The sequence below is a fragment of the Micromonospora sp. C97 genome (assembly GCF_018070385.1).
Classification (GTDB): Bacteria; Actinomycetota; Actinomycetes; order Mycobacteriales; family Micromonosporaceae; genus Micromonospora; species Micromonospora parva.
The window spans coordinates 1-21,082 of the sequence record NZ_JAGPXU010000039.1 but is presented as its reverse complement, the minus strand read 5'-3'; the positions used below and the strand labels follow the sequence as shown (position 1 = coordinate 21,082).

Below are 21,082 nucleotides of genomic sequence, written 5' to 3'. Positions count from 1 at the left end.
TCAAGATGTGTTGCTCAAACCCTACTCGCCAGTAGGCTACGCCCATGACCGACAGGTACGCGAGCTTCGTCCAATCGGCCGCCGGCCGCGCGCTGGTCAAGCGCCTCGGGCTGCCCGACCCGCCCCGACTGCGCCGGCACCACCCCGGCGACCCGCTGCTGCCCGGGCCGGCGCTGCTCGGCGCGGCCACCGGCGGCCGGCTCGCCGAGCCGCTCGCCAAGATGCTGACCGCCGCCGGGGTCGAGCTGGCCGACCCGGCAGCCACCGGGCAGCGGTACGGGGCACTGCTCTTCGACGCCACCGGGGTCACCGACTCGACCGAGCTGCGCCAGCTCTACGACTTCTTCCACCCGCAGGCCCGGGCCGTGCTGCCCAGCGGTCGGGTGATCGTGCTGGGCACCCCGCCACGGGAGTGCGCGACACCCCGCGAGGCGACGGCCCAGCGCGCCCTCGAAGGTCTGGTCCGCAGCATCGGCAAGGAATTCGGCCGGGGCAGCACCGCGCAACTCGTCTACGTGAGCCGCGCCGACGGCCCGACCCTCGCCGCGGGCACTGCCACCAGCCTCGAATCGACCCTCCGTTTCCTGCTGTCCGGGCGGTCCGCGTACGTGTCGGGGCAGGTCGTCCGGGTCGGCGGCGGCACGGCGAGCACCCCGGCCGACTGGGACCGCCCACTGGACGGTCAGGTGGTGCTGGTCACCGGCGCCGCGCGGGGCATCGGCGCGGCGCTGGCCAAGGTGCTGGCCCGCGACGGCGCGACGGTGGTGGCCCTGGACATCCCGGCGGCCGGCGACGCGCTCGCCGCGGTGGCGAACGACATCGGCGGCACCGCCGTCCAACTCGACCTGACCGCGCCGGACGCGCCGACCCGACTCGCCGAGCACCTGGCCAGCCGGCACGGCCGGGTCGACGTGGTGGTGCACAACGCCGGCATCACCCGGGACAAGACGCTCGGCCGGATGGACGCCGACCGGTGGGACCAGGTCATCGACGTCAACCTCTCCAGCCAGGAGCGGATCAACGACGTGCTGCTGGAGCGGGAGCTGATCCCGACCGGCGGACGAATCATCTCGGTCTCCTCGATCGCCGGGATCGCCGGCAACCGGGGGCAGACCAACTACGCCACCAGCAAGGCTGGCGTGATCGGGTTGGTCGACTCACTGGCCCCGACCCTGCGGGAACGGGGGATCAGCGTCAACGCGGTGGCCCCGGGCTTCATCGAGACCCGGCTCACCGCGCGCATCCCGCTGGTGGTCCGCGAGGCGGGCCGGCGGATGAACAGCCTGGCCCAGGGCGGGTTGCCGGTGGACGTGGCCGAGACGATCGGTTGGCTGGCCTGGCCGGCCAGCGGCGCGGTCAGCGGAAACGTGGTCCGGGTGTGCGGGCAGAGCCTGCTGGGGGCGTGATGGGCGGGCAGTCGGGACCGGGCGGTCGTACCAGTGTCGAGCTGGCTCGGATGCCGGCGGCCGGGGCGCTGCACCGACGGGCGTTGCTCGGCGCGCTGCCGGGCCTCGGGGGCGGGCGGCGAGGGCCCGACCTGCCGGCGGTCGAGTTGACGGTGGGCGGGGTGACAGTGGACCGGGGGCGGTTGGCCGACTACGACCGGGTCTGCGGGTTCCGGCTGAGCGATCGGCTGCCCGCGACGTTTCCGCACGTCATGGGCTTCCCGCTGGCCCTACGCCTGATGACCGCGCCGGACTTCCCCGTCCCGCTGCTCGGTCTGGTGCACGTGGGCAACCGGATCACCGTGCACCGCCCGATCACCGGCGACGAGACCCTCGACTTCACCACGTACGCGGAGAATCTGCGCCCACACGACCGGGGGCGGCAGGTCGACGTGGTGCTGGTCGGCTCGGTCGACGGGGAGGAGGTGTGGCGCGGCGTCTCGACGTACCTCGGTCGGGAGCGCACGCCCGGCGGACGCGACCGGGGCGAACGGCCCGCGCCGCCGACGGCCACCGCCCGCTGGCGGGTGGACCCGCGCATCGGTACGGAGTACGCGCGGGTCTCCGGCGACCACAACCCGATCCACACGTCCCGACTCGGGGCGCGGCTGTTCGGTTTCCGCCGGCCGATCGCGCACGGCATGTGGAGCAAGGCGCGCTGCCTGGCCGCGCTGGAGGCCCGACTGCCCGACGCGTACACCGTCGAGGTCGCCTTCAAGCTGCCCGTGCCGCTGCCGAGCACTGTGAGCTTCGCGCTGCTGCCGGACGGCGGCTTCACACTGCACGACTCGCGTGGCCGACCACACCTGGCGGGTCATCTGCGCTGAGCGCACCGAAGCGTCCCGTGCGCTGAACGCACCGAAGCGTCCGTGCGCTGATTGCGCCCTCTTGGCAACGGCGCCCCCATGCGCTAAGTTGTTCTCACAGCGAGATGTTCTCAGAATGAGAGTGACACGATGAACGAGCAGGAGTTCCTGGCCGCGTACGACCCCCGGGCCTACCCGTCGGTCGCCGTGACCGTCGACGTGGTGGCGCTGACCATCCGCGAGGACGCGCTGCACCTGCTGCTGATCCGGCGCGGCGAGGCACCCTTCGCCGGGCACTGGGCGCTGCCCGGCGGCTTCGTCCGCCCCGACGAGGACCTGACCGCCGGCGCCCGACGGGAGCTGGCCGAGGAGACCGGGCTCGGCGGCGAGGAGCTGCGCCGCGTACACCTGGAGCAGTTGGGCAGCTATGGCGCTCCCGACCGGGACCCGCGGATGCGGGTCGTCTCGATCGCCCACCTCGCGTTCGCCCCCGACCTGCCGGACCCCGCCGCCGGCAGCGACGCCGACGAGGCGATCTGGCTGCCGGTGACCGCGTTGACCAGCCGACAGCTCGCCTTCGACCACGGCCGGATCATCGACGACGCGCTGGAACGGGCCCGCTCCAAGCTGGAGTACACCCCCCTCGCCACCCGCTTCCTCGCCGCCGAGTTCACCATCAGCGAGCTGCGGGCCGTCTACGAGACCGTCTGGGGGCACCCGCTGCACGCCGGCAACTTCCACCGCAAGGTGCTCTCCGTGCCGGGCTTCGTGGAGAGCACCGGCGCCAGCACCGAGCGCGGTGGGGCCCGAGGCGGTCCCCGCGCCCGGCTCTACCGGGCCGGCGACGCCCGGCTGCTGCACCCGGCGCTTCTGCGCCCCGCCCGCGAGGAGACGGTGCGGTGAGGACCACCGAGGCCATCCGCCTGGTCGCTGCCGCCCGCACCGACACCGACCTGTTCGGCACCGATCAGTCGGCCCGCCGCTACCGCGAGCTGGTCGCGGCCCTGCACCCCGACCGCCTGCCGACCGACCCGGCGGTACGCGCCGAAGCCACCGAAGCCTTCATCCACGTCACCACCCGGTGGCAGGCCCGGCGGGTCACCGTCCTCGGCGACTACCGACTCGGCGCGCCGGTCCACTCCGGCGATCTCGCCGACCTCTACGACGTCGGCGACGACCGGCTGCTCAAGCTGCCCCGACAGCCCACCGACAACGACCTGATGGCCCGCGAGGCGCACGCCCTGCACACCATCGCCGAGCGCGGCGACCCGCGCTACCTGCCGTACGTGCCGAGGCTCGTCGACGAATTCCGGCACCGCGACAGCGTGACCGGCGCCGAACGGCGGATCAACGTGCTCGCCACCGCATCCGGCCTGCACACACTCGACGAGGTGCGGCGCGCGTACCCGGACGGGCTGGACGCCCGGGACGTGGCCTGGATGTGGCGGCGGCTGCTGGTGGTGCTCGGCCTGGCCCACCGGGCCGGCATCGTGCACGGCGCGGTAGTGCCGCGACACGTCCTGATCGAGCCGGACGCCCACGGCGTGGTGCTGGTCGACTGGTGCTTCTCCGCCCCCGTCGGCAGCACGATCCCGGCGCTGGTGCCCGGCCACGAGGACTGGTACCCGCCCGAGGTCGCCCAGAAGCGGCAGTGCGCGCCGGGCACCGACATCTGGATGGCCACCCGCTGCATGACCTCGCTGCTCAACCGCCACGCGCCGCGCGAGCTGCTCACCTTCGCCCAAGGCTGCCGTCAGCGCCGCCTCCCCGACCGGCCCGACGACGCCTGGGGCCTGCTGCGCGAACTCGACCAGGTGCTGGACCGGCTCTACGGGCCCCGCACCTTCCGCCCCTTCACCCTCACCCCCTAAGGAGCTGTCATGGGCAGTGGAATCTGGTCCACCGACGTGTACGACGCCGCCGACCGCTACCGCCGGTCCACCGGCAAGAGCGCCTTCTCCTACAGCGACAGCGGAGCGCGCACCGTGCACCCCGCGCTCGACCCCCGCGACGCGATGCGCGAGAGCCGCGACTCCGCCGAACACCCCAGGTCGACGCCCGTCGCCGTGCTCTTCGACGTGACCGGCTCGATGCGCACGGTCCCACGGATCCTGCAGACCAAGCTGCCGCAGCTGCTCGGGCTGCTGCAACGGCAGGGGTACGCCAGCGACCCGCAGATCATGTTCGGCGCCATCGGCGACGCCACCTGCGACCGGGTGCCGTTGCAGGTGGGCCAGTTCGAGTCGGACAACCGGATGGACGACGACCTCGGCCGGATCGTCCTCGAAGGCGGTGGCGGCGGGCAGATGAGCGAGTCGTACGAGCTGGCCATGTACTTCATGGCCCGGCACACCGTCACCGACAACTGGGAGAAGCGCGGTCGACGCGGCTACCTGTTCATCATCGGCGACGAGCTGGCGTACCCGCAGGTGAAGGCCCGGGAGGTGGCCGCCCTGACCGGCGACAACCTCGCCGAGGACGTGCCGCTGCGGCAGGTCGTCGACGAGGTGACCCGCCGCTGGGACACCTACTACCTGCTCCCCGCCGGCAGCCACTACGCCGGCAACGCCACGGTGCTCGACTTCTGGCGGGACCTGCTCGGGCAGAACGCCGTCGTCCTCGACGACCTCGACGCCGTCTGCGAGACCATCGCACTCACCATCGGCCTCGGCGAACAGGCGATCGACCTGGACGAGGGCCTCCGCCACCTGGACCGGGCCGGCTCCACGGCCACCGGGACCGTGTCGAAGGCGCTGGCCCGCCTGGGCCGGGGACGGCGGGCCGAGGTGTCGACGCTGCCGGCGTTCCGCGACACCGCCAGCGGGGTGACCCGGCTGTGAGGCACCTGGCGGTGGTCGACCTCGGCTACGGCGACGCCGGCAAGGGCACTGTCGTGGACTGGCTCTGCGCCACCCGTGGAGTGCACACGGTGGTCCGCTTCAACGGGGGCGCGCAGGCGGCACACAACGTCGTGCTGCGCGACGGGCGGCACCACACGTTCGCGCAGTTCGGGGCGGGCACGTTCCATCCGGGTGTGCGTACGCACCTGTCCCGGCACGTCGTGGTGGACCCGCTGGCGCTGGCCGCCGAGGCCGACCACCTCGCCACGGTCGGGGTGAGCGACGCGCTCGACCGGCTGACCGTCGACGGGGACGCGCTGCTCGCCACCCCGTACCACCGGGCCGCCAACCGGGCCCGCGAGATCGCCCGGGGAGCCGACCGGCACGGCTCCTGCGGGCTGGGGGTGGGCGAGGCCGTCGCGTACGGTCTCGCCCACCCGGACGACGCGCCACGGGTCGCCGACTGCCACAGCCCCGCACTGCTGCGCCGTCGGCTGACCGTCCTGCGGGACCGGTTGACCGCCGAGTTGGGCCCGCTGGACGCGCCACCGATCGAGGACTGCCTGCCCGCGTTCACCGGGTTCGCCGGGCGGGTCGCCATCGTCGACAGCAGCTGGCTGGCCGGGGCGCTGCGCACCGGGACCTGCGTCTTCGAGGGTGCGCAGGGGGTGCTACTCGACGAGTGGCACGGCTTTCACCCGTACACCACCTGGAGCACCACCACGTTCGCCAACGTCGACAGTCTGCTCGCCGAGGCGGGCCGGCCCGGCGACGTGACCCGGATCGGGGTGTTGCGCGTCGTCACCACCCGGCACGGGGCCGGCCCGCTGGTGACCGAGGATCCGGCGCTGCCGTTCACCGACCGGCACAACGGCACCAACCCGTGGCAGGGCAGGTTCCGGTTCGGCCACTTCGACGCGGTCGCCCACCGGTACGCCCTCGCCGCGGCGGGCAACGTCGACGGCCTGGCGCTGACCCACCTCGACCTCGCCGGCCCCGGGCTACGGATCTGCCGCCGCTACGACACGACCGACCGGCTCACCCCCGGCCCACCGGGTGACCTGGACCGGCAGGCCGCGCTCACCGCCCGCCTGCTGCGCTCCCGCCCGCTGTACGACGAAGCGCCGCAGGACTGGCCAGCAGCGGTAGGCGCGGAGCTGGACACACCGGTGGTGCTCACCTCACACGGCCCCACCGCCGACAACAAGACCCCACACGGCCCGCTGCTCGCCCCACAGGCCCTGGCCCGCACGGCCTAACCCACCCGCCCAACCCAACCCCGCCCCGCCCCCACCCCACCCCGTCGATCTTGCACTTTCGGTTGTCGTTACGCGGCACTTGCAGGGTTTGGTCCAGGCACAAAGTGCAAGATCGGCGCAGGGCGAGGTGGGGGTGATCCCGCGGCTTCGGCCACCGGGCGGGTCGTACCCGGCGAGCATGGGGGCATGGATTCCGCGCTCGACCTGCTCCGACAGCTGGTCACCTCACCGTGGGTGTACCTGTTGATCTTCGGGCTCACGGCGGTCGACGCGTTCTTCCCGGCCGTACCCGGCGAGGCGGCCGTCATCACCGCCGCCGTGCTCTCCACCAGCGGCAACCCCAACCTGGCGGCGGTGATCGTCGCCGCCGCGGTGGGCGCCTGCGCCGGCGACCACGTGTCGTACGCCATCGGGCGCGGTGGCGGCGCGAACCGGCTCGCCGGATTCCCCGACGGCAGCCGCCGACGGGCCAGCTCCGAGTGGGCGCGCCGCGCGCTGGACCGACGCGGTGGGCTGATCCTGACCACCTCCCGGTACCTGCCGGGCGGCCGGACCGCGGTCACCCTCACCATGGGCGCGGTGCGGTATCCCCGCCGGTCGTTCCTGCTCTACGACGCGATCGCGGCGGTCACCTGGGCCCTGTACTGCGGGTTGCTCGGCTACTTCGGTGGGCTGGCCTTCGAACGCCACCCCGTCAAGGGCGTCCTCGCCGGGATCGGCCTCTCGGTGATCGTCACGCTGGGCATCGAGGGCGTCCGGTGGCTGCGGCACCGGGCGCACCGCCGCGCCGCCGCCCGCCACTGACCGGGCCGGATCGGCCTGCCGTTCGTCAGAGCAGGTCGGCGTCGTGCACCAGGATGGCCAGCTGCACCCGGTTGCCCGCCTGGAGTTTCGCCAGCGCCCGGCTGACGTGCGCCTTCACGGTGGCCTCGCTCATCGTCAGCTGTCTGGCGATCTCCGCGTTGCCGAGCCCGCGCGCCACCTCCCGGACGATCTCCAGCTCGCGCGCGGTGAGCGGCGCGAGTCGCTGCCGGGCCGCTTCCCGACGGGCCGGACCACGCTCGGCGAACGAGCTGATCAGGCGCCGGGTCACCGTCGGGGCGAGCATCGCGTTCCCGGCGGCCACCGTCCGGACGGCGGCGGCCAGCTCGCGGGGTGGGGTGTCCTTGAGCAGGAATCCCACCGCCCCGGCCCGCAACGCCCGGTGCACGTACTCGTCGAGGTCGAAGGTGGTCAACATGATCACCTTCGGTCCGGCGGAGACCACCTCGGGCGCGACGGTCAGCCCGTCGACGCCCGGCATCCGCACGTCGAGCAGCACCACGTCGGGGCGTAACCGGTGCGCCTGCTCCACCGCGCCGGCACCGTCGGCCGCCTCACCGACGACGGTGATGTCCTCGGCCGCCTCCAGGATCAGCCGCAGGCCGGCACGGACCAGGTGCTCGTCGTCGACCACCACCACCCGGATCACGCCGCATCCGCCAGCGGGATCAGAGCCCGAACCAGGAAGCCGCCGTCCGCGGGCCGGGCCTCCAGTCGGCCGCCGAGCAACTCCACCCGCTCACGCAGCCCGAGCAACCCCTGGCCGGCACCGGGCAGCGCCGTCCCACCCTCGGACGGACCGTTACGGACCAGCACCTCCAGCCCGTCCGGCAGGTAGTGCAGGCCCACGACGGTCTCGGCGTCGGCGGCGTGCTTGCGCACGTTCGTCAACGCCTCCCGGACCACCCGGTACGCGGTACGCCCCAGGGTCGCCGGTAGCACCGTCGGCACACCCTCGTCCTGCCGGGACACCCGCAGCCCGGCGGCCCGGGACTCCCCGATCAACTCGTCCAGCGCGTCCAGTCCGCGCTCCGGCAGCACGGCCGGGCCGGCCTGTCGCAGCACGCCCAGCACCTCACGCAGGTCGGTGAGCGCCTGCCGCCCGGTGGTCCGGATCAGCGCGGCGGCCTCGACTGTCGCCGGGTCCACGGCGGTCACCTCCAGCGCGCCGGCATGCACCACCATCAACGAGACGCGATGCGCCACCACGTCGTGCATCTCCCGGGCGATCCTGGTCCGCTCCTCGGCACGGGCCTGGTCGGCGCGGGCCTCCTGCTCGCGTTCCAGCCGCTCGGCCCGGTCCCGCAGTGCGGCGAGGGTGTCCCGGCGCGCCCGCACCCAGAGGCCGAAGACCAACGGAAGCCCGACCAGACCGGCGGCGAGGATCAGCACGTTGCCGCTGGTGGCGGTGGTGATCCGGCGGGTGCCGCCCACCTCCAGCCCGACCAGCACCCCACCGGCGAGCACCACCGCCGCACCGGCGAGGTAGCCGGCGAGCCGTCGACCGCGCAGCCGCAGGCCCGCCTGGTACGAGGCGACCACCCCGGCCGCAGCGGCGGCGAGCACCAGCCAGCCGACCGCCGCGGCCAGGAACAACGGCCAGCGGCGCGTCCGGATCATGCCGGCGGCCCAACCCGAGGCGACCGCGAGGACGAACGCGACGACGCCCGGCAGCGGGGAGCGGACGCCGATGTCGCCGGTCGAGCTGGCCCAGACGGCTGCCGCGACGGTGACGGCGAGCAGCACCGAGGCGTACCGCTGGACGGCCCGCCGGACGGCGACGGCGCTGGAGGCCACGCTGCGAGCTTAGGGCTCGGCGGCCGGATCGAGGCGTCCCGCGCGGCCAGACCGGGGTGGCGTGAGGGATGACCCCTACCTGCCGTCGGGGCCGGATGCGACCTAAGTAGTGGGGCCCGGCTGACCACTGGCCGATGGCGGCAGCCGCCGCTCCCACCAGCATCAGGATCATGGATCTACTCGACCTGCTGCACGAGACGATGTCCTCGCCCTGGGTGTACCTGGCGATCTTCGCGATCGCGGTGCTCGACGGCTTCTTCCCGGTGGTGCCGAGCGAGACGGCGGTGATCACCGCTGGAGTCTTCGCGGCCTCCGGCGCGCCGTACCTGCCGGCGGTGGTCCTGGTGGCCGCCGCCGGGGCGTTGGTCGGCGACCACGTCTCGTACACGATCGGACGGGGCGGTGGCGCGCGGCTGCTCGACCGGCTGCCGCCCGGAAGTCGACGCCGGGCCGCCGTCGACCGGGCCCGGCGGGGAATCGCGACGCGCGGCGGGCTGATCCTCACCGTGGCCCGCTACGTGCCGGGCGGCCGGACCGCTGTCACCCTCACCATGGGCGCTGTGCACTATCCCCGGCGACGCTTTCTGGCCTTCGACGCGCTCGCCGCAGGGTCGTGGGGGCTCTACTCGGCGCTGGTCGGCTATCTGGGCGGGTTGGCCTTCGAGCAGGACCCGCTGCGTGGACTCCTGCTCGGTCTGGGCCTCGCGCTGACGGTGACGGTGGTCGTCGAGGTGGTGCGTTGGCTCCGCGGGCGTCGGCGGCGTGCGGCGCGGGCCGACGAGTCGGGCGGCGACGCGGTCCGCGCCGGGGCCGTCAGTCGACCGGCGGACGCCAGGTGACGCCGTGCAGGAGTTGGGCGGCACCGAGCCAGGCCACGTTCATCATCCGGGTGGCGGTCTTCTCCGGGTCGGCGTCCGGGTGGTCCGCGAGCCAGTCGGCCAGCGACTCGGTCGCGCCGACCAGGGCGTACGCGACGACCTCCAGGTCGAGGGCGGCGATCTCGCGGCCCTCGGCGCGCAGCGCGTGGTCGAGCATCCCGGCGACCACATCGACCAGCCGGGCCCGCATGGTGGCCAGCTCGCCGGCGAACGGCTGCTCGCCCCGGGCCTGCCGGTAGAGCACCGCCCAGCCGTCCCGGTGCGCGCCCACGAAGCCGAAGAACGCCCTCAGCCCGCGCCAGAGCCGCTCGTCGGCTGGCAGGTCGGGGGCCGCCGCCCCGGCGATGGCCTGCATCATCCGGGTGCCCTCCCGGTGCAGGCAGGCGACGAAGAGCTCCTCCTTGGTGCCCAGGTACGCGTAGACCATGGGTTTGGAGATGCCGGCGTCCTCCGCGATCTCGTCCATGCTGGCGGCGTGGAAGCCGCGTCGGGAGAAGACCTTGACGGCCGCGTCGAGCATCTGCTGCTCGCGGACGGCGCGTGGCAGGCGCTTGAAGGCGGGGACGGTGGACACCTTGCGAGCATACCTACTCGTGCGTAGGGTTACGCGCGAGTAGCCAAATCTTCCGGAAGGCGCACCTGATGACTGACTTCGACCCGGCCACCTTCGCCAACGTCGGCCCCAAGGAGTTCGCCCAGCTGGTCAAGTCCACTCCGGACGACAAGATCGCCCAGGTGATGTCCGGCGACATGCGGGACAAGGTCCTCGGCGAGGTGTTCGGCCGGATGCCGTCGCTGTTCCGCGCCGACCGGGCCGGTTCCACCAACGCGGTCATCCACTGGGTCATCACCGGGCGGCCCGACGGCGGCAGCGACACCTACGAGGTGGTCATCGCCGACGGCACCTGCGTCGTCAACGAGACCCCGCAGCACGACCCGAAGCTGAGCCTCACCATGGGCCCGGTCGAGTTTTTGAAGATCGTCTCCGGTGGCGCCAACCCGGTGATGATGTTCATGACCGGCAAGCTGAAGGCGAAGGGCGACCTCGGCCTCGCCGCCAACATCGCCAACCTGTTCGACATCCCCAAGGCCTGACATGGCTGAGTTCTCGCTCGACCTGAACGAGGAACAGCGGGATCTACGCGACTGGGTGCACGGCTTCGCCGCCGAGGTCGTGCGCCCAGCCGCCGCCGAGTGGGACGAACGCGAGGACACCCCGTGGCCGGTGATCCAGGAAGCCGCCAAGGTCGGCCTCTACGGCTTCGAGTTCCTCGCCACCTGCTGGGCCGACCCGACCGGGCTCTCCCTGCCGATCGCCAGCGAGGAACTCTTCTGGGGTGACGCCGGCATCGGGCTGAGCATCTTCGGCACCTCCCTCGCCGTCGCCGCCATCTACGGCGCCGGCACCCCCGACCAGATGGTCGAGTGGGTGCCGCAGTGCTTCGGCGACGTCGACTCGCCGGCCGTCGCCGCGTTCTGCACCAGCGAGCCGGAAGCCGGCTCCGACGTTGGCGCGATGCGCACCCGGGCCGTCTACGACGAGGCCACCGACGAGTGGGTGCTCACCGGCCAGAAGGCGTACGCCACCAACGGCGGCATCGCCGGCGTGCACGTGGTCACCGCCTCGGTCGACCCCACGCTCGGCTCGCGCGGCCAGGCGGCGTTCGTCGTACCGCCCGGCACCCCCGGCCTGGCCGCCACCCGTAAGCTGCGCAAACTCGGCCTCCGCGCGTCCCACACCGCCGACGTCTTCCTCGACGGGGTACGCGTCCCCGGCCGCTGCCTGCTCGGCGGCAAGGACGCCCTCGACGAACGGTTGGCGCGCGCCCGCTCCGGGCAACGGGCCAGCGGACAGGCCGCGATGCGCACCTTCGAGTTGTCCCGACCCACCGTCGGCGCCCAGGCGCTCGGCGTGGCCCGCGCCGCCTACGAGTACGCGCTGGACTACGCGAAGGACCGGGTCCAGTTCGGACGCCCGATCATCGAGAACCAGGCGGTCGCGTTCGCGCTGGCCGACATGCGGATGGAGATCGACGCGGCGCGGTTGCTGGTCTGGCGGGCCTCCTGGATGGGCCGCAACAACCGCCCGTTCACCGCCGGCGAGGGCTCGATGTCCAAGCTCAAGGCCGGCGAGGTGGCGGTCTCGGTCACCGAGAAGGCGGTGCAACTGCTCGGCGGGGCCGGCTTCCTGCGTGACCACCCGGTCGAGCGCTGGTACCGGGACGCCAAGATCTACACCATCTTCGAGGGCACCTCGGAGATCCAACGACTGGTCATCTCCCGGGCCATCTCCGGGATGCAGATCCGCTGACCGCCGTCGGCCCGACCGCCCTCGCGCCGGTCGGGCCGACGCGGCCCGGATTCCACGATCTGTGCCGTCTTCGTCACCCCACGCCGACGCCAACTGGGCCCTCAGCCGCGCCCAGTGCATGATCAAAGAAAGAAGCCCTGATGGACGGGGTAGCCGCTGCCCCGTCCGCGTACCACCCCAAGGAGGTCTGCGGCATGGACCTGCCGTTCATCGTCGCCACGCTGACCCGTCGTGGGCTGCTCACCCCCGGCAGCCCGATCCGGGTCGCCTCGCAGCTCAACGCGTTGCGGACGTGGGGGTGGAGCCTGGCAGGCGAGCTACGCCAAGCAGCCGCCCGGGACCCCGGCCGTCCAGCCGTCATCGACGAGGACGGCGTCGAGCTGACCTACCACGAACTGCTCGACCGGGCCGAACGGATGGCCCGCTCGATGCGGGCCGGGCTCGGCGTCCAGGCCGGCGACCGGATCGGCGTGCTCTGCCGCAACCACCACGGGCTGATCGAGACCATCGTCGCCGCCACCCTGCTCGGCGCCGACGCCGTGCTGGTCAACACCGGGCTCAGCGCCGCCCAACTGGGCACCGTCACCGAGGAACAGCGGCTGCGGCTGCTCGTGCACGACGACGAGTTCGCCGAGCGCGTCCTCGGCCTCCCCGCCGAACTGACCCGGCTCGACGAACGCGCCCGCGAGGAGTTGGTGGCCGGGGCGCTCCCGGGCGACCTGCACCCGCCGGAACGCGACGGCCGGATCATCGTGCTCACCTCCGGCACCACCGGCACGCCCAAGGGCGCCCGACGGCCCACGCCCGGCGGCTTCGGCCCGCTGGTGTCCATCATCGACCGTATCCCCCTGCACGCCCGGGACCGGGTGATGATCGCCGCGCCGATCTTCCACACCTGGGGATTCGCCGCCCTCCAGGTCTGTTTGGCGCTGCGGGCCACCATCGTGCTGCACCGTCGCTTCGACCCGACCGCCACGCTCGCCGCCCTGACCGCGCACCGGTGCAACGCGCTCTTCGCCGTACCGGTGATGCTGCAGCGACTGCTGGAGGTGCCCCCGCCGGACCCGCGCCCGCCACTCACCGTGGTCGCGGTCAGCGGCTCCGCCCTGCCCGGTGGGCTGGCCTCCACGTTCATGGACGTCTACGGAGACGTCATCTACAACCTCTACGGGTCCACCGAGGTCTCCTGGGCCTCCATCGCCGACCCCCGGGACCTGCGCCAGGCGCCCACCACTGCCGGTCGTCCACCGCACGGCACCAGACTGCAGATACTCGACGACGACGGCCAACCCGTGCCGGACGGACAGGTCGGGCGGATCTTCGTCGGCAACGAGATGCTCTTCGAGGGCTACACCTCCGGTGCCAACCGGGAAACCCGCGACGGCCTGCTCGACACCGGCGACCTCGGCCGGCTCACCGCCGACGGTCTGCTCTTCGTCGACGGCCGGGCCGACGACATGATCGTCTCCGGCGGCGAGAACGTCTTCCCGTCCGAGGTGGAGGACCTGCTCGCGCAACTGCCACAGGTCCGCGAGGCGGCAGTGATCGGCGTGCCCGACCCCGACTACGGCCAGCGCCTCTCCGCGTTCCTCGCCCTGCACCCCGGGGAGACGCTCGACCCCGAGGCGGTACGCGAATACGTCAGGCACTTCCTGGCCCGGTTCAGCGTGCCCCGGGACGTGATCTTCGTGAAGTACCTGCCCCGCAACGCCACCGGGAAGGTGCTCACCCGGGAACTCCGCCGCTACTACGGCTGACGGTTGGGAGGCGCGTCGCTCACGGGTACAGGTTGAAACCCGGCCACCGGCCAATGGTCACCAGCTGATCCTCGGTCAGCAACAGCTGGTCCACGGACGCACCGGGTTGATCCAGCTTGACCACCACCGTCGTCCCATCGGGACGCAGCACCGTCGCGGTAAGGGAGCCGGCACCCGCCGAGTCGGCATCGGTACCCGAGGCCGCCTCGGTCCCGTCCGGGAACCGCTCGACCGAACAGTCGTTACCGGACGGGCCGGCCCGGCATCCAAGAACCGCCCCGAGGGTCGGACGCATCCCGATGACCAGATCGCCCTGGTCACCACCCCTGGACAGCTTGACCGTCACCCCGTAGACGTACCCCGTTATCGTGCGCTCGTACGACAGCTGCGGCAGCGGACACCCGGGCACCCCCGAATCGACAGTCAGCTCACGAGGCAGGTTGACGCTCAGGGCGGTGCGCAGCGCCACGGTCAGTCGGACCACGGCGGCGGCCGGCGGCTCCGACGGGAACGGGTGCGCCGTGCCGGACCGCTCGAACGGCGGCTCGGACCCGCCGGCAGACGCGTTCGGCTGGGCACAGAGTGACGGGCCGGTGTTCGCCGTCGGCTCCCGCGCGTCCCGGTACGGTCCGGTGACCAGCGTCGACGTCAATGCGATCATCGCCACGGCAACCCCGGAGCCGGTCAACGCCCACGCCCGGTGCTGGCGGCGACGCCGGTCGGCCAGGATCAGTTCGTCCACGTCGATCCGAGTCGGCGGCGCCTGGGCGACCGCCGCACGCAGCTGGTCGTGAAGCTCATCCATCGTTGCGTACCTCCTCGACTCGATCCGGCATCGGGGCGAGGCGGGCTCTCATCGCCTCGATACCACGCGCCGACTGGCTCTTGACGGTGCCCGGAGTACAGCCGAGTTCCTGCGCGGTCTCCTCGACGGACAGGTCGCAGAAGTAGCGCAGCACGAGGACCGCACGGCGACGCGGCGGCAGCTCGGCCAGCAGCGCGAGGATGGTCAGGCGGTCCGCCGCGCCGTCGGTGCCAGTGGCCGCGACCGCGCTGTCCGGCACCTCGGCCCAGGCGGCCTCCCGCCGCCACGGCCGACGCCGCTCGTCCAGCCAGACCCGCAGCAGGGTCCGCCGGACGTACGCGTCCGGGTTGGCCATGACGGACACCCGCGACCAGTGCCGGAGCAACTTGACCAGCGCCGTCGACACCAGGTCGTCGGCCGTGTGCCAGTCACCGCAGAGCAGGTACGCCGTACGGCGCAGCGGCTCCAGCCGCGCACCGACGTAGTCGCGGTAACCCTCGACATCGACCGGCATTCCGGCCACCCCCTCGTCTCACCGCTCAAACGGCGGCGGGGCGGCCGGGGGTTGCCCGGTTTCAGCCGGGAATCGTGATCCGGCCGTCGATGGCGGCGGCGGCAATGTCGGAGCGGTGCTGCGAGCCGGCCAACTCCACCCCGTCCACCAGCGCGTACGCGGCGTCGCGCGCGGCGGCCAGGTCGGCGCCGGTGGCCGTACCGCAGAGAACACGGCCGCCGGCGGAGAGCAACGCGCCGTCGCTGGCCCGGCGGGTGGTGCCCGCGTGGATGATGCCCGGACCGTCCGCGCCGGTGATCACGTCGCCGGTGCGCGGCGAGGCCGGATAACCCGACGAGGCCAGCACCACCGTCACGGCGCTGCCGTCCCGCCACCGCAGCGGCGGGTGCTCGGCCAACGTGCCGGTGGCCGCCGCGTGCAGCAGCCCGCCCAACGGCGTCTCCAGCAGCGCCAGCACCACCTGGGTCTCCGGGTCACCGAAACGCGCGTTGAACTCGATCACCCGAGGGCCGGCGGCGGTGATCGCCAACCCGACGTAGAGCAGACCGGCGAACGGAGTGCCCCGGCGGCGCATCTCCGCCAAGGTCGGGTGCACGACGTCGCGCATGACCTCGTCAACCAGGTCGGGCGGGGCCCAGGGCAGCGGTGCGTACGCGCCCATGCCACCGGTGTTCGGCCCGGTGTCGCCGTCGCCGAGCCGCTTGAAGTCCTGTGCCGGCACCAGCGGCAGCGCCGCCTCGCCGTCGGTGACCACGAAGAGGCTGACCTCCGGGCCGTCGAGGAACTCCTCGACCACGACCCGGCCACACTCGTTGGCGTGTGCCAGCGCGGCGGCCCGGTCGTCGGTCACCACCACGCCCTTGCCGGCGGCGAGCCCGTCGTCCTTCACCACGTACGGCGCGCCGAACTCGTCCAGCGCCCGAGCGGTGCTCGCCTCGTCCGTGCAGACGAACGCCCGGGCGGTCGGCACACCGGCGGCGGTCATCACGTCCTTGGCGAACGCCTTGGAGCCCTCCAGCTGGGCGGCCGCGCCGGACGGACCGAACACGGCGATGCCCTTGGCGCGGACCGCATCGGCGACCCCGGCGACCAGCGGCGCCTCCGGCCCGATCACCACCAGGTCAGCCGCCGTCTCCACGGCCAGCGCCGCCACCGCGGCCGGGTCTGTCGCAGTGACCGTCCGCAGCTCGGCCACGCTCGCGATCCCCGGATTACCCGGTGCCGCAATCAGCGCCGAAACGCCCGCGTCCGCCGCCAACCCGAGCGCGAGCGCATGCTCCCGCCCACCGCCACCCACCAAAAGAACCCGCACGCCCGAGATCCTACTGTCCCCCGCCTCAGCATAGTTGATCATGAGGTTGACGGGCCATCTGATGATCCACTGGCCGGTTAACCTCATGATCGACGGGCGTGAAGGGCTGCGATCGCTTGGCGGACCGTTTGGGGGATGTAGGTGGGGTGGAGGGTGTCCTGCCAGGTGAAACGGAGGATGGTCCAGCCGGCATTGACCAGGCGGTTCTGGCGACGACGGTCGGCGTAGGCGGCCTCCGGGGTGCCGTGCGCGTCTCGGCCGTCCGCCTCGGCGATCAGCCTTGGACCGCGCCAGCCCAGGTCGCCGATGCCGAGCAGATAGCCGTCGTCGTCACGCACCTCCAACTGCAGCGTGTCCGGTGGAACTCCCCCGTCGACGCATCGCAGTCGAGAGCGAGTCTCCAGCGGCGACTGTGCCCGGCCATCCGCCTCAGCTAGGTAGCCGCGTGCTGCGACCGCACCACGTCGGCCTCGAATCAGCGCTGGAATGGTTGCCAGGCATTCGGGCGTGAGTAGCCCCCGGTTGAGGGCGGAATCGAGCACCGAGACCGCCGAGTACCGGCACTCCCGCAGGATGATCTCGGACACGGTCAGCCGTGGCTCCGTAGCCGCGATTCCGTTCACCTGCACCACGGCGCCCAGAGGGTGTTCGAGTTGGTGCAGCACGATTGCAGGGTCCGACACCCGCGCCAGCTTCGCCGCCCTGCCCGGAAGCGCCGCGTGGATTTCGTCGCGACGCGGCAGACCGGCAATGCCGTGCAGCTCTGCCGCTGTACCGAACACCGCGTGAGCCTGCGGGCCCAACGAGAGCACAGCGGCGCGGATACGACACTGACGGTCCGGTGATTCGATGGAGCGGCTACGGACCAGGTAGACCGCTCGTGCGAGTGGTCGCCACCGCCCGACGGTCACCAGATGGTCGATGTCGTGTCGACTGAAGCCGGCACGCAACGCCTGCGCTCGAGTGATCAAGCCATCCTGGTCGCCGGCGATGACGCGTACAAGGTCTGCACGATCCACGACGACCACGCTGGCCGTTCACCAGCCACCCGACCACCCCTGTGGATAACCCTGTGGACAAAACCCGCCAGCTCTCCCGTCGATCATGAGGTTAACGGGGCATTCGTAGATCGAACACTCCGTCAACCTCATGATCAACGCGCAGAAAGGGGGGTGGGGGTGGGTTAGGGGAGGAGGGGGTGGAGGTGGACGTTTTCTTCTCGGCCTGGGCCTACGCCTACGACGCTCACCCTGGTGTTGCAGAGTTCCTCGACCCGGGCGATGTAGCGGCGGGCGTTCTCCGGCAGGTCTTCGGCGGTGCGGGCCTTGGTGATGTCCTCCCACCAGCCGTCGAGCTCCTCGAAGACCGGCTTGGCGTGGTGGAAGTCCGTCTGGCTCATCGGCATGTCGTCGACCCGCACGCCGTTGATCTCGTAGCCGACGCAGATCGGCACCTTGGGCAGGCCGGTGAGCACGTCCAGCTTCGTGATGACCAGGTCGGTGACGCCGTTGAGGCGGCAGGCGTACCGGGCCACGACAGCGTCGAACCACCCGCACCGACGCTCCCGCCCGGTGGTGGTGCCGTACTCCGCGCCGATCTTGCGCAGGTGGTCCCCGTTGGCGTCGAACAGCTCGGTCGGGAACGGCCCGGCACCGACCCGGGTGGTGTACGCCTTGCTCACCGCGATGACCTTGTTGATCGCGGTCGGCGGGATGCCCGCGCCCACGCAGGCGCCACCGGCGGTCGGGTTGGACGAGGTCACGAACGGGTAGGTGCCGTGGTCCATGTCGAGCATGGTGGCCTGGGCGCCCTCCAGCAGCACCGTCTCGCCCCGGTCCAGGGCGTCCCACAGCATCGCCCGGGTCTCCGCGATGTACGGCTTGAGCCGCTCCGCGTACTCCAGGTACTCCTCGACTGTCGCCTCGAGGTCGATCGCCTTGCGGTTGTAGACCTTGAACAGGATCTGGTTCTTCTCGCGCAGCGCGAGTTCCAGCTTCTTGCGCAGGATGCCCGGGTCGAGCAGGTCCTGGAGGCGGATGCCGATCCGGGCGACCTTGTCCCCGTACGCCGGGCCGATGCCACGGCCGGTGGTGCCGATCCGGGACGAGCCGAGGTAGCGCTCGATGACCCGGTCCAGCGCCCGGTGGTGCGGCATGATCAGGTGCGCGTCGCCGGAGATCCGCAGCCGGGACACGTCGACGCCGCGCTCGGCCAGGCCGTCGATCTCGGCGAGCAGCACCTTCGGGTCGACCACCACACCGTTGCCGATGATGATCATCGCGTCCGGTGAGAGCGCACCGGACGGCATCAGGTGCAGCGCGTACTTCTGGCCGTCCGGGGTGATCACCGTGTGTCCGGCGTTGTTGCCGCCGGAGTAGCGCACGACGTAGTCGACCCGCTCACCCAGCAGGTCGGTAACCTTGCCCTTGCCCTCGTCGCCCCACTGAGCGCCGATGAGCACGATCGCTGGCATCTTTTCCGCCTCCAGAAGGCTCGGGTGCCAGGTGGCGACCGCTCGGCGAGCCCGGGGTGTCAGGTTAACAAGTAATGACGGCGTGGCCGGCAGGGGTCGCGTCGAGAGGCAGGAGGCTCCTTCCGTGTACGACGTGGTGCTGCTCACCCTCGGTTCGGAGCGGGACGCTCCCGGGGCCTGTGGCAGCGGCGGGGCCTGCTGTGGCGGCGCGACGGGGGCCGACACCGCCCCGACGGGCCAGACCGACGCCGGCCGGCCAAGCAGCGATCAGGCCGAAGCCGAAAAGTGCGCGACGGAACGGCCACGGGTGCCGGTGCTGGCCTGCGCCGACGCGCTGAACGCCCGGGGCGCCCGGGTGGAGACGATCACCGCCCGCTCCGACGCCGAGATCGACGCGGTGTTGGCCCGGTTCGACGGCCCGGCCCGCCCGGACGGCCTCACCTGGCCGGACCCGGACAGCAAGACCCGGCTGGTCGTCGCCACGGCCAGCGACGGGCAGTTGCGGGCCGTGCTGCGCCGGCTGGTCAAGCGGTACGCCCCGGCGCCCAGCAAGCGCCCGGCGGACCTGCCCGGCAACCGGACCCTGCCCGACCTGCCGCCGGTGGCCGTACTCCCGCTCGACCCGGCCCGTGGCGGCACCCACCGGGACCTGGCGGCGCAGCTCGGGCTGCCCCGGGACCCGGCGGCGGTGGCCGCCGCGGTGCTGGACGGCACGCCGCGCCGACTGGACCTGCTCCGCAACGACGGCGGCTCGGTGACCCTGGACGGCGCGCTGCTCGGCGCCGCCGACGACGCCGGCCGGCCGCTGCACTGGCGCGCCCGGGTGGAGGTCGACGACACCATTCTCACCGACGGCGCGGAACCGCTGCTGGCCTGCGCGGTCGGCAACGCCGGCGGGTACGCGACGCTCGACGACGTCACGCTGCTGACCGCGCCGGACCCGGCCGACGGCCAGGTCGAGGTCGCGGTGGCCGTGCCGGTTGTCGTCCGCTCGGCCTGGGGACGCAAGCGGGTACGCCTCGAAGTTCGGCGGGCCCGTGGACGGGCGGTGTCGGTGCTGCCCCGGGAGGGCAAGGTGCCGTACCTCGACGATGGTGTCGAGGGCGAACTGACCCGCAAGCGTTCCTGGTGGATCGAGCCGGGGGCCTGGGCGGTCTGGTCGAGCTGACCTCGACGCATCGACCGGCCGACCCGCCTGCGCCGATCGGCCCTGCCCGGCGAATGGGCCTATCCTCGCAGGAGGACTGGGGAGGGCCGTAATGGACGAGAACGCCGACCGGGCGCAGGTGCCCGGCCAGCAGCCGGCGCCGGAGCGGGATATCGAACCACTCTGGCCGCCGGATCCGGGCGACCGGGGCACCGCCCCGCCCTGGGCTGCGGTCGCCGAGCAACGGGGTGGGCCGTCGCCGGTCACAGCGCCGGTCACGCCACCGGTGGCCGCGCCTCCGATCGGGCGACCGCCGGTTCCCGGCCAGCCCGGCGCCCCGGCCCAGTCACCGCCCTCGCCGTCGGACTACCCGTCGCTCACCGGCGCCGTCCCGGCCCCCGGCTGGGGGCCCGGCGGCCCGTCCGGCGTCGGGTCGGGTTGGGCGCCGGCGCAGCCGAGCTGGCCACCGGCGACCGATCCGGCTGCCGTGCCCCCGCCGCCAGCGACCGTCGGCCAGCCGACACCGCCGGCACCCGGCCCCGGAAGCAACGGCGGGTCAGGTGACGCCGGCCTGCCCGCGACCGCTGCCGCTGCGGTTCCGAACGTCGCCCCCGCGCCGGGGGACGGCCGACCCGCCCCGCACGACGTGGCCGGTGCCGCGCCCGACGTGGCCAGCCGGGCCGGGGAGGCGCACGAACCGCCCGGCGACCGGGCTCCGACCGCCGCTCCGGTCGCGCCGGGGGGTGTCGACCTGGACCTGCCCTTCACCCTGGATCGCCCCGCAGCCACCGACCCCACCGCCGGGACCGTTCCCGCCCTCGCCGGGTTGGTACCCACCGCCCTGGCAGCAGGGTTCACCCGCCGGTACGCCGGGGCAGCCGTACCAGGAGGCCGACGGGGTGACCCGGGTGCCGGC

General features: G+C 72.7%; 20 protein-coding genes and 1 pseudogene. 13 read left to right on the top strand and 8 right to left on the bottom strand.

Annotation, left to right across the window (positions count from 1 at the left end):
• Positions 1–44: 44 nt before the first annotated feature.
• From KBX26_RS30240 to KBX26_RS30210, 7 genes are all read left to right on the top strand, one after another.
• Positions 45–1,406, top strand: coding sequence for a 3-oxoacyl-ACP reductase (locus tag KBX26_RS30240; protein ID WP_210866966.1), 1,362 nt, complete (start codon positions 45–47; stop codon positions 1,404–1,406).
• Positions 1,406–2,272, top strand: coding sequence for a MaoC/PaaZ C-terminal domain-containing protein (locus tag KBX26_RS30235; RefSeq protein WP_210866965.1), 867 nt, complete (start codon positions 1,406–1,408; stop codon positions 2,270–2,272). The genes KBX26_RS30240 and KBX26_RS30235 overlap by 1 nt, the downstream gene beginning before the upstream one ends.
• Before the next feature lie 129 nt (positions 2,273–2,401).
• Positions 2,402–3,154, top strand: a complete 753-nt coding sequence (locus KBX26_RS30230; protein ID WP_210866964.1) for an NUDIX domain-containing protein — start codon at positions 2,402–2,404, stop codon at positions 3,152–3,154.
• The gene (locus tag KBX26_RS30225) at positions 3,151–4,122 is read left to right on the top strand and encodes a serine/threonine protein kinase (RefSeq protein ID WP_210866963.1); all 972 of its coding nucleotides are present in this window, start codon (positions 3,151–3,153) and stop codon (positions 4,120–4,122) included. The genes KBX26_RS30230 and KBX26_RS30225 overlap by 4 nt, the downstream gene beginning before the upstream one ends.
• Before the next feature lie 9 nt (positions 4,123–4,131).
• On the top strand, positions 4,132–5,091 hold the full coding sequence (locus KBX26_RS30220) for a hypothetical protein (protein WP_210866962.1): 960 nt from the start codon (positions 4,132–4,134) through the stop codon (positions 5,089–5,091).
• Entirely contained in the window at positions 5,088–6,350 is a 1,263-nt protein-coding gene (locus KBX26_RS30215) for an adenylosuccinate synthetase (protein ID WP_210866961.1), read from the top strand. Before KBX26_RS30220 ends, KBX26_RS30215 begins: the two co-directional genes overlap by 4 nt.
• Before the next feature lie 186 nt (positions 6,351–6,536).
• On the top strand, positions 6,537–7,154 hold the full coding sequence (locus KBX26_RS30210; protein WP_030332169.1) for a DedA family protein: 618 nt from the start codon (positions 6,537–6,539) through the stop codon (positions 7,152–7,154).
• A 25-nt stretch (positions 7,155–7,179) separates the two neighbouring features.
• Here KBX26_RS30210 and KBX26_RS30205 read toward each other — a convergent pair whose 3' ends face one another.
• Both KBX26_RS30205 and KBX26_RS32845 read right to left on the bottom strand, forming a co-directional pair.
• Positions 7,180–7,821, bottom strand: coding sequence for a response regulator transcription factor (locus tag KBX26_RS30205; protein ID WP_030332168.1), 642 nt, complete (start codon positions 7,819–7,821; stop codon positions 7,180–7,182).
• Positions 7,818–8,969, bottom strand: a complete 1,152-nt coding sequence (locus tag KBX26_RS32845) for a sensor histidine kinase (protein ID WP_210866960.1) — start codon at positions 8,967–8,969, stop codon at positions 7,818–7,820. Before KBX26_RS32845 ends, KBX26_RS30205 begins: the two co-directional genes overlap by 4 nt.
• Before the next feature lie 167 nt (positions 8,970–9,136).
• Between KBX26_RS32845 and KBX26_RS30195 the strand changes: the two genes are divergently transcribed.
• Complete coding sequence (locus tag KBX26_RS30195; RefSeq protein ID WP_210866977.1) at positions 9,137–9,808, top strand: DedA family protein; 672 nt, start codon at positions 9,137–9,139, stop codon at positions 9,806–9,808.
• Here KBX26_RS30195 and KBX26_RS30190 read toward each other — a convergent pair.
• On the bottom strand, positions 9,783–10,421 hold the full coding sequence (locus KBX26_RS30190; RefSeq protein WP_030332161.1) for a TetR/AcrR family transcriptional regulator: 639 nt from the start codon (positions 10,419–10,421) through the stop codon (positions 9,783–9,785). The genes KBX26_RS30195 and KBX26_RS30190 overlap by 26 nt on opposite strands.
• Positions 10,422–10,489: 68 nt before the next feature.
• Between KBX26_RS30190 and KBX26_RS30185 the strand changes: the two genes are divergently transcribed.
• The 3 genes from KBX26_RS30185 to KBX26_RS30175 all read left to right on the top strand — a co-directional run bounded on the left by KBX26_RS30185 (position 10,490) and on the right by KBX26_RS30175 (position 13,915).
• Positions 10,490–10,942, top strand: coding sequence for an SCP2 sterol-binding domain-containing protein (locus KBX26_RS30185; RefSeq protein WP_179781631.1), 453 nt, complete (start codon positions 10,490–10,492; stop codon positions 10,940–10,942).
• Position 10,943: 1 nt separating this feature from the next.
• Positions 10,944–12,158 (top strand): acyl-CoA dehydrogenase family protein, encoded by a 1,215-nt coding sequence (locus KBX26_RS30180; protein ID WP_030332158.1) that lies wholly within the window; start codon positions 10,944–10,946, stop codon positions 12,156–12,158.
• Positions 12,159–12,352: 194 nt separating this feature from the next.
• Entirely contained in the window at positions 12,353–13,915 is a 1,563-nt protein-coding gene (locus KBX26_RS30175) for an AMP-binding protein (protein WP_210866976.1), read from the top strand.
• A gap of 19 nt (positions 13,916–13,934) precedes the next feature.
• Here the strand turns inward: KBX26_RS30175 and KBX26_RS30170 are convergent, their stop codons facing one another.
• The 5 genes from KBX26_RS30170 to KBX26_RS30150 form a co-directional block, all read right to left on the bottom strand.
• The gene (locus tag KBX26_RS30170) at positions 13,935–14,720 is read right to left on the bottom strand and encodes a hypothetical protein (protein ID WP_210866959.1); all 786 of its coding nucleotides are present in this window, start codon (positions 14,718–14,720) and stop codon (positions 13,935–13,937) included.
• Complete coding sequence (locus tag KBX26_RS30165; protein WP_030332153.1) at positions 14,713–15,234, bottom strand: SigE family RNA polymerase sigma factor; 522 nt, start codon at positions 15,232–15,234, stop codon at positions 14,713–14,715. Before KBX26_RS30165 ends, KBX26_RS30170 begins: the two co-directional genes overlap by 8 nt.
• A 61-nt stretch (positions 15,235–15,295) precedes the next feature.
• The gene (gene purD, locus KBX26_RS30160; protein ID WP_210866958.1) at positions 15,296–16,546 is read right to left on the bottom strand and encodes a phosphoribosylamine--glycine ligase; all 1,251 of its coding nucleotides are present in this window, start codon (positions 16,544–16,546) and stop codon (positions 15,296–15,298) included.
• Between the two features lie 83 nt (positions 16,547–16,629).
• Positions 16,630–17,565: a type IV toxin-antitoxin system AbiEi family antitoxin domain-containing protein gene (locus KBX26_RS30155; RefSeq protein ID WP_307857942.1), complete on the bottom strand. Its 936-nt coding sequence runs from the start codon at positions 17,563–17,565 to the stop codon at positions 16,630–16,632.
• Positions 17,566–17,729: 164 nt separating this feature from the next.
• Positions 17,730–19,019: an adenylosuccinate synthase gene (locus KBX26_RS30150; protein WP_030332147.1), complete on the bottom strand. Its 1,290-nt coding sequence runs from the start codon at positions 19,017–19,019 to the stop codon at positions 17,730–17,732.
• Positions 19,020–19,143: 124 nt separating this feature from the next.
• Here KBX26_RS30150 and KBX26_RS30145 point away from each other — a divergent pair, with 124 nt between their 5' ends.
• Together KBX26_RS30145 and KBX26_RS30140 are read left to right on the top strand one after the other, a co-directional pair.
• Positions 19,144–20,187, top strand: coding sequence for a diacylglycerol kinase family protein (locus tag KBX26_RS30145; protein WP_210866957.1), 1,044 nt, complete (start codon positions 19,144–19,146; stop codon positions 20,185–20,187).
• A 91-nt stretch (positions 20,188–20,278) separates the two neighbouring features.
• Positions 20,279–21,082: pseudogene (locus tag KBX26_RS30140) on the top strand (chromosome partitioning protein); the annotation flags it as partial.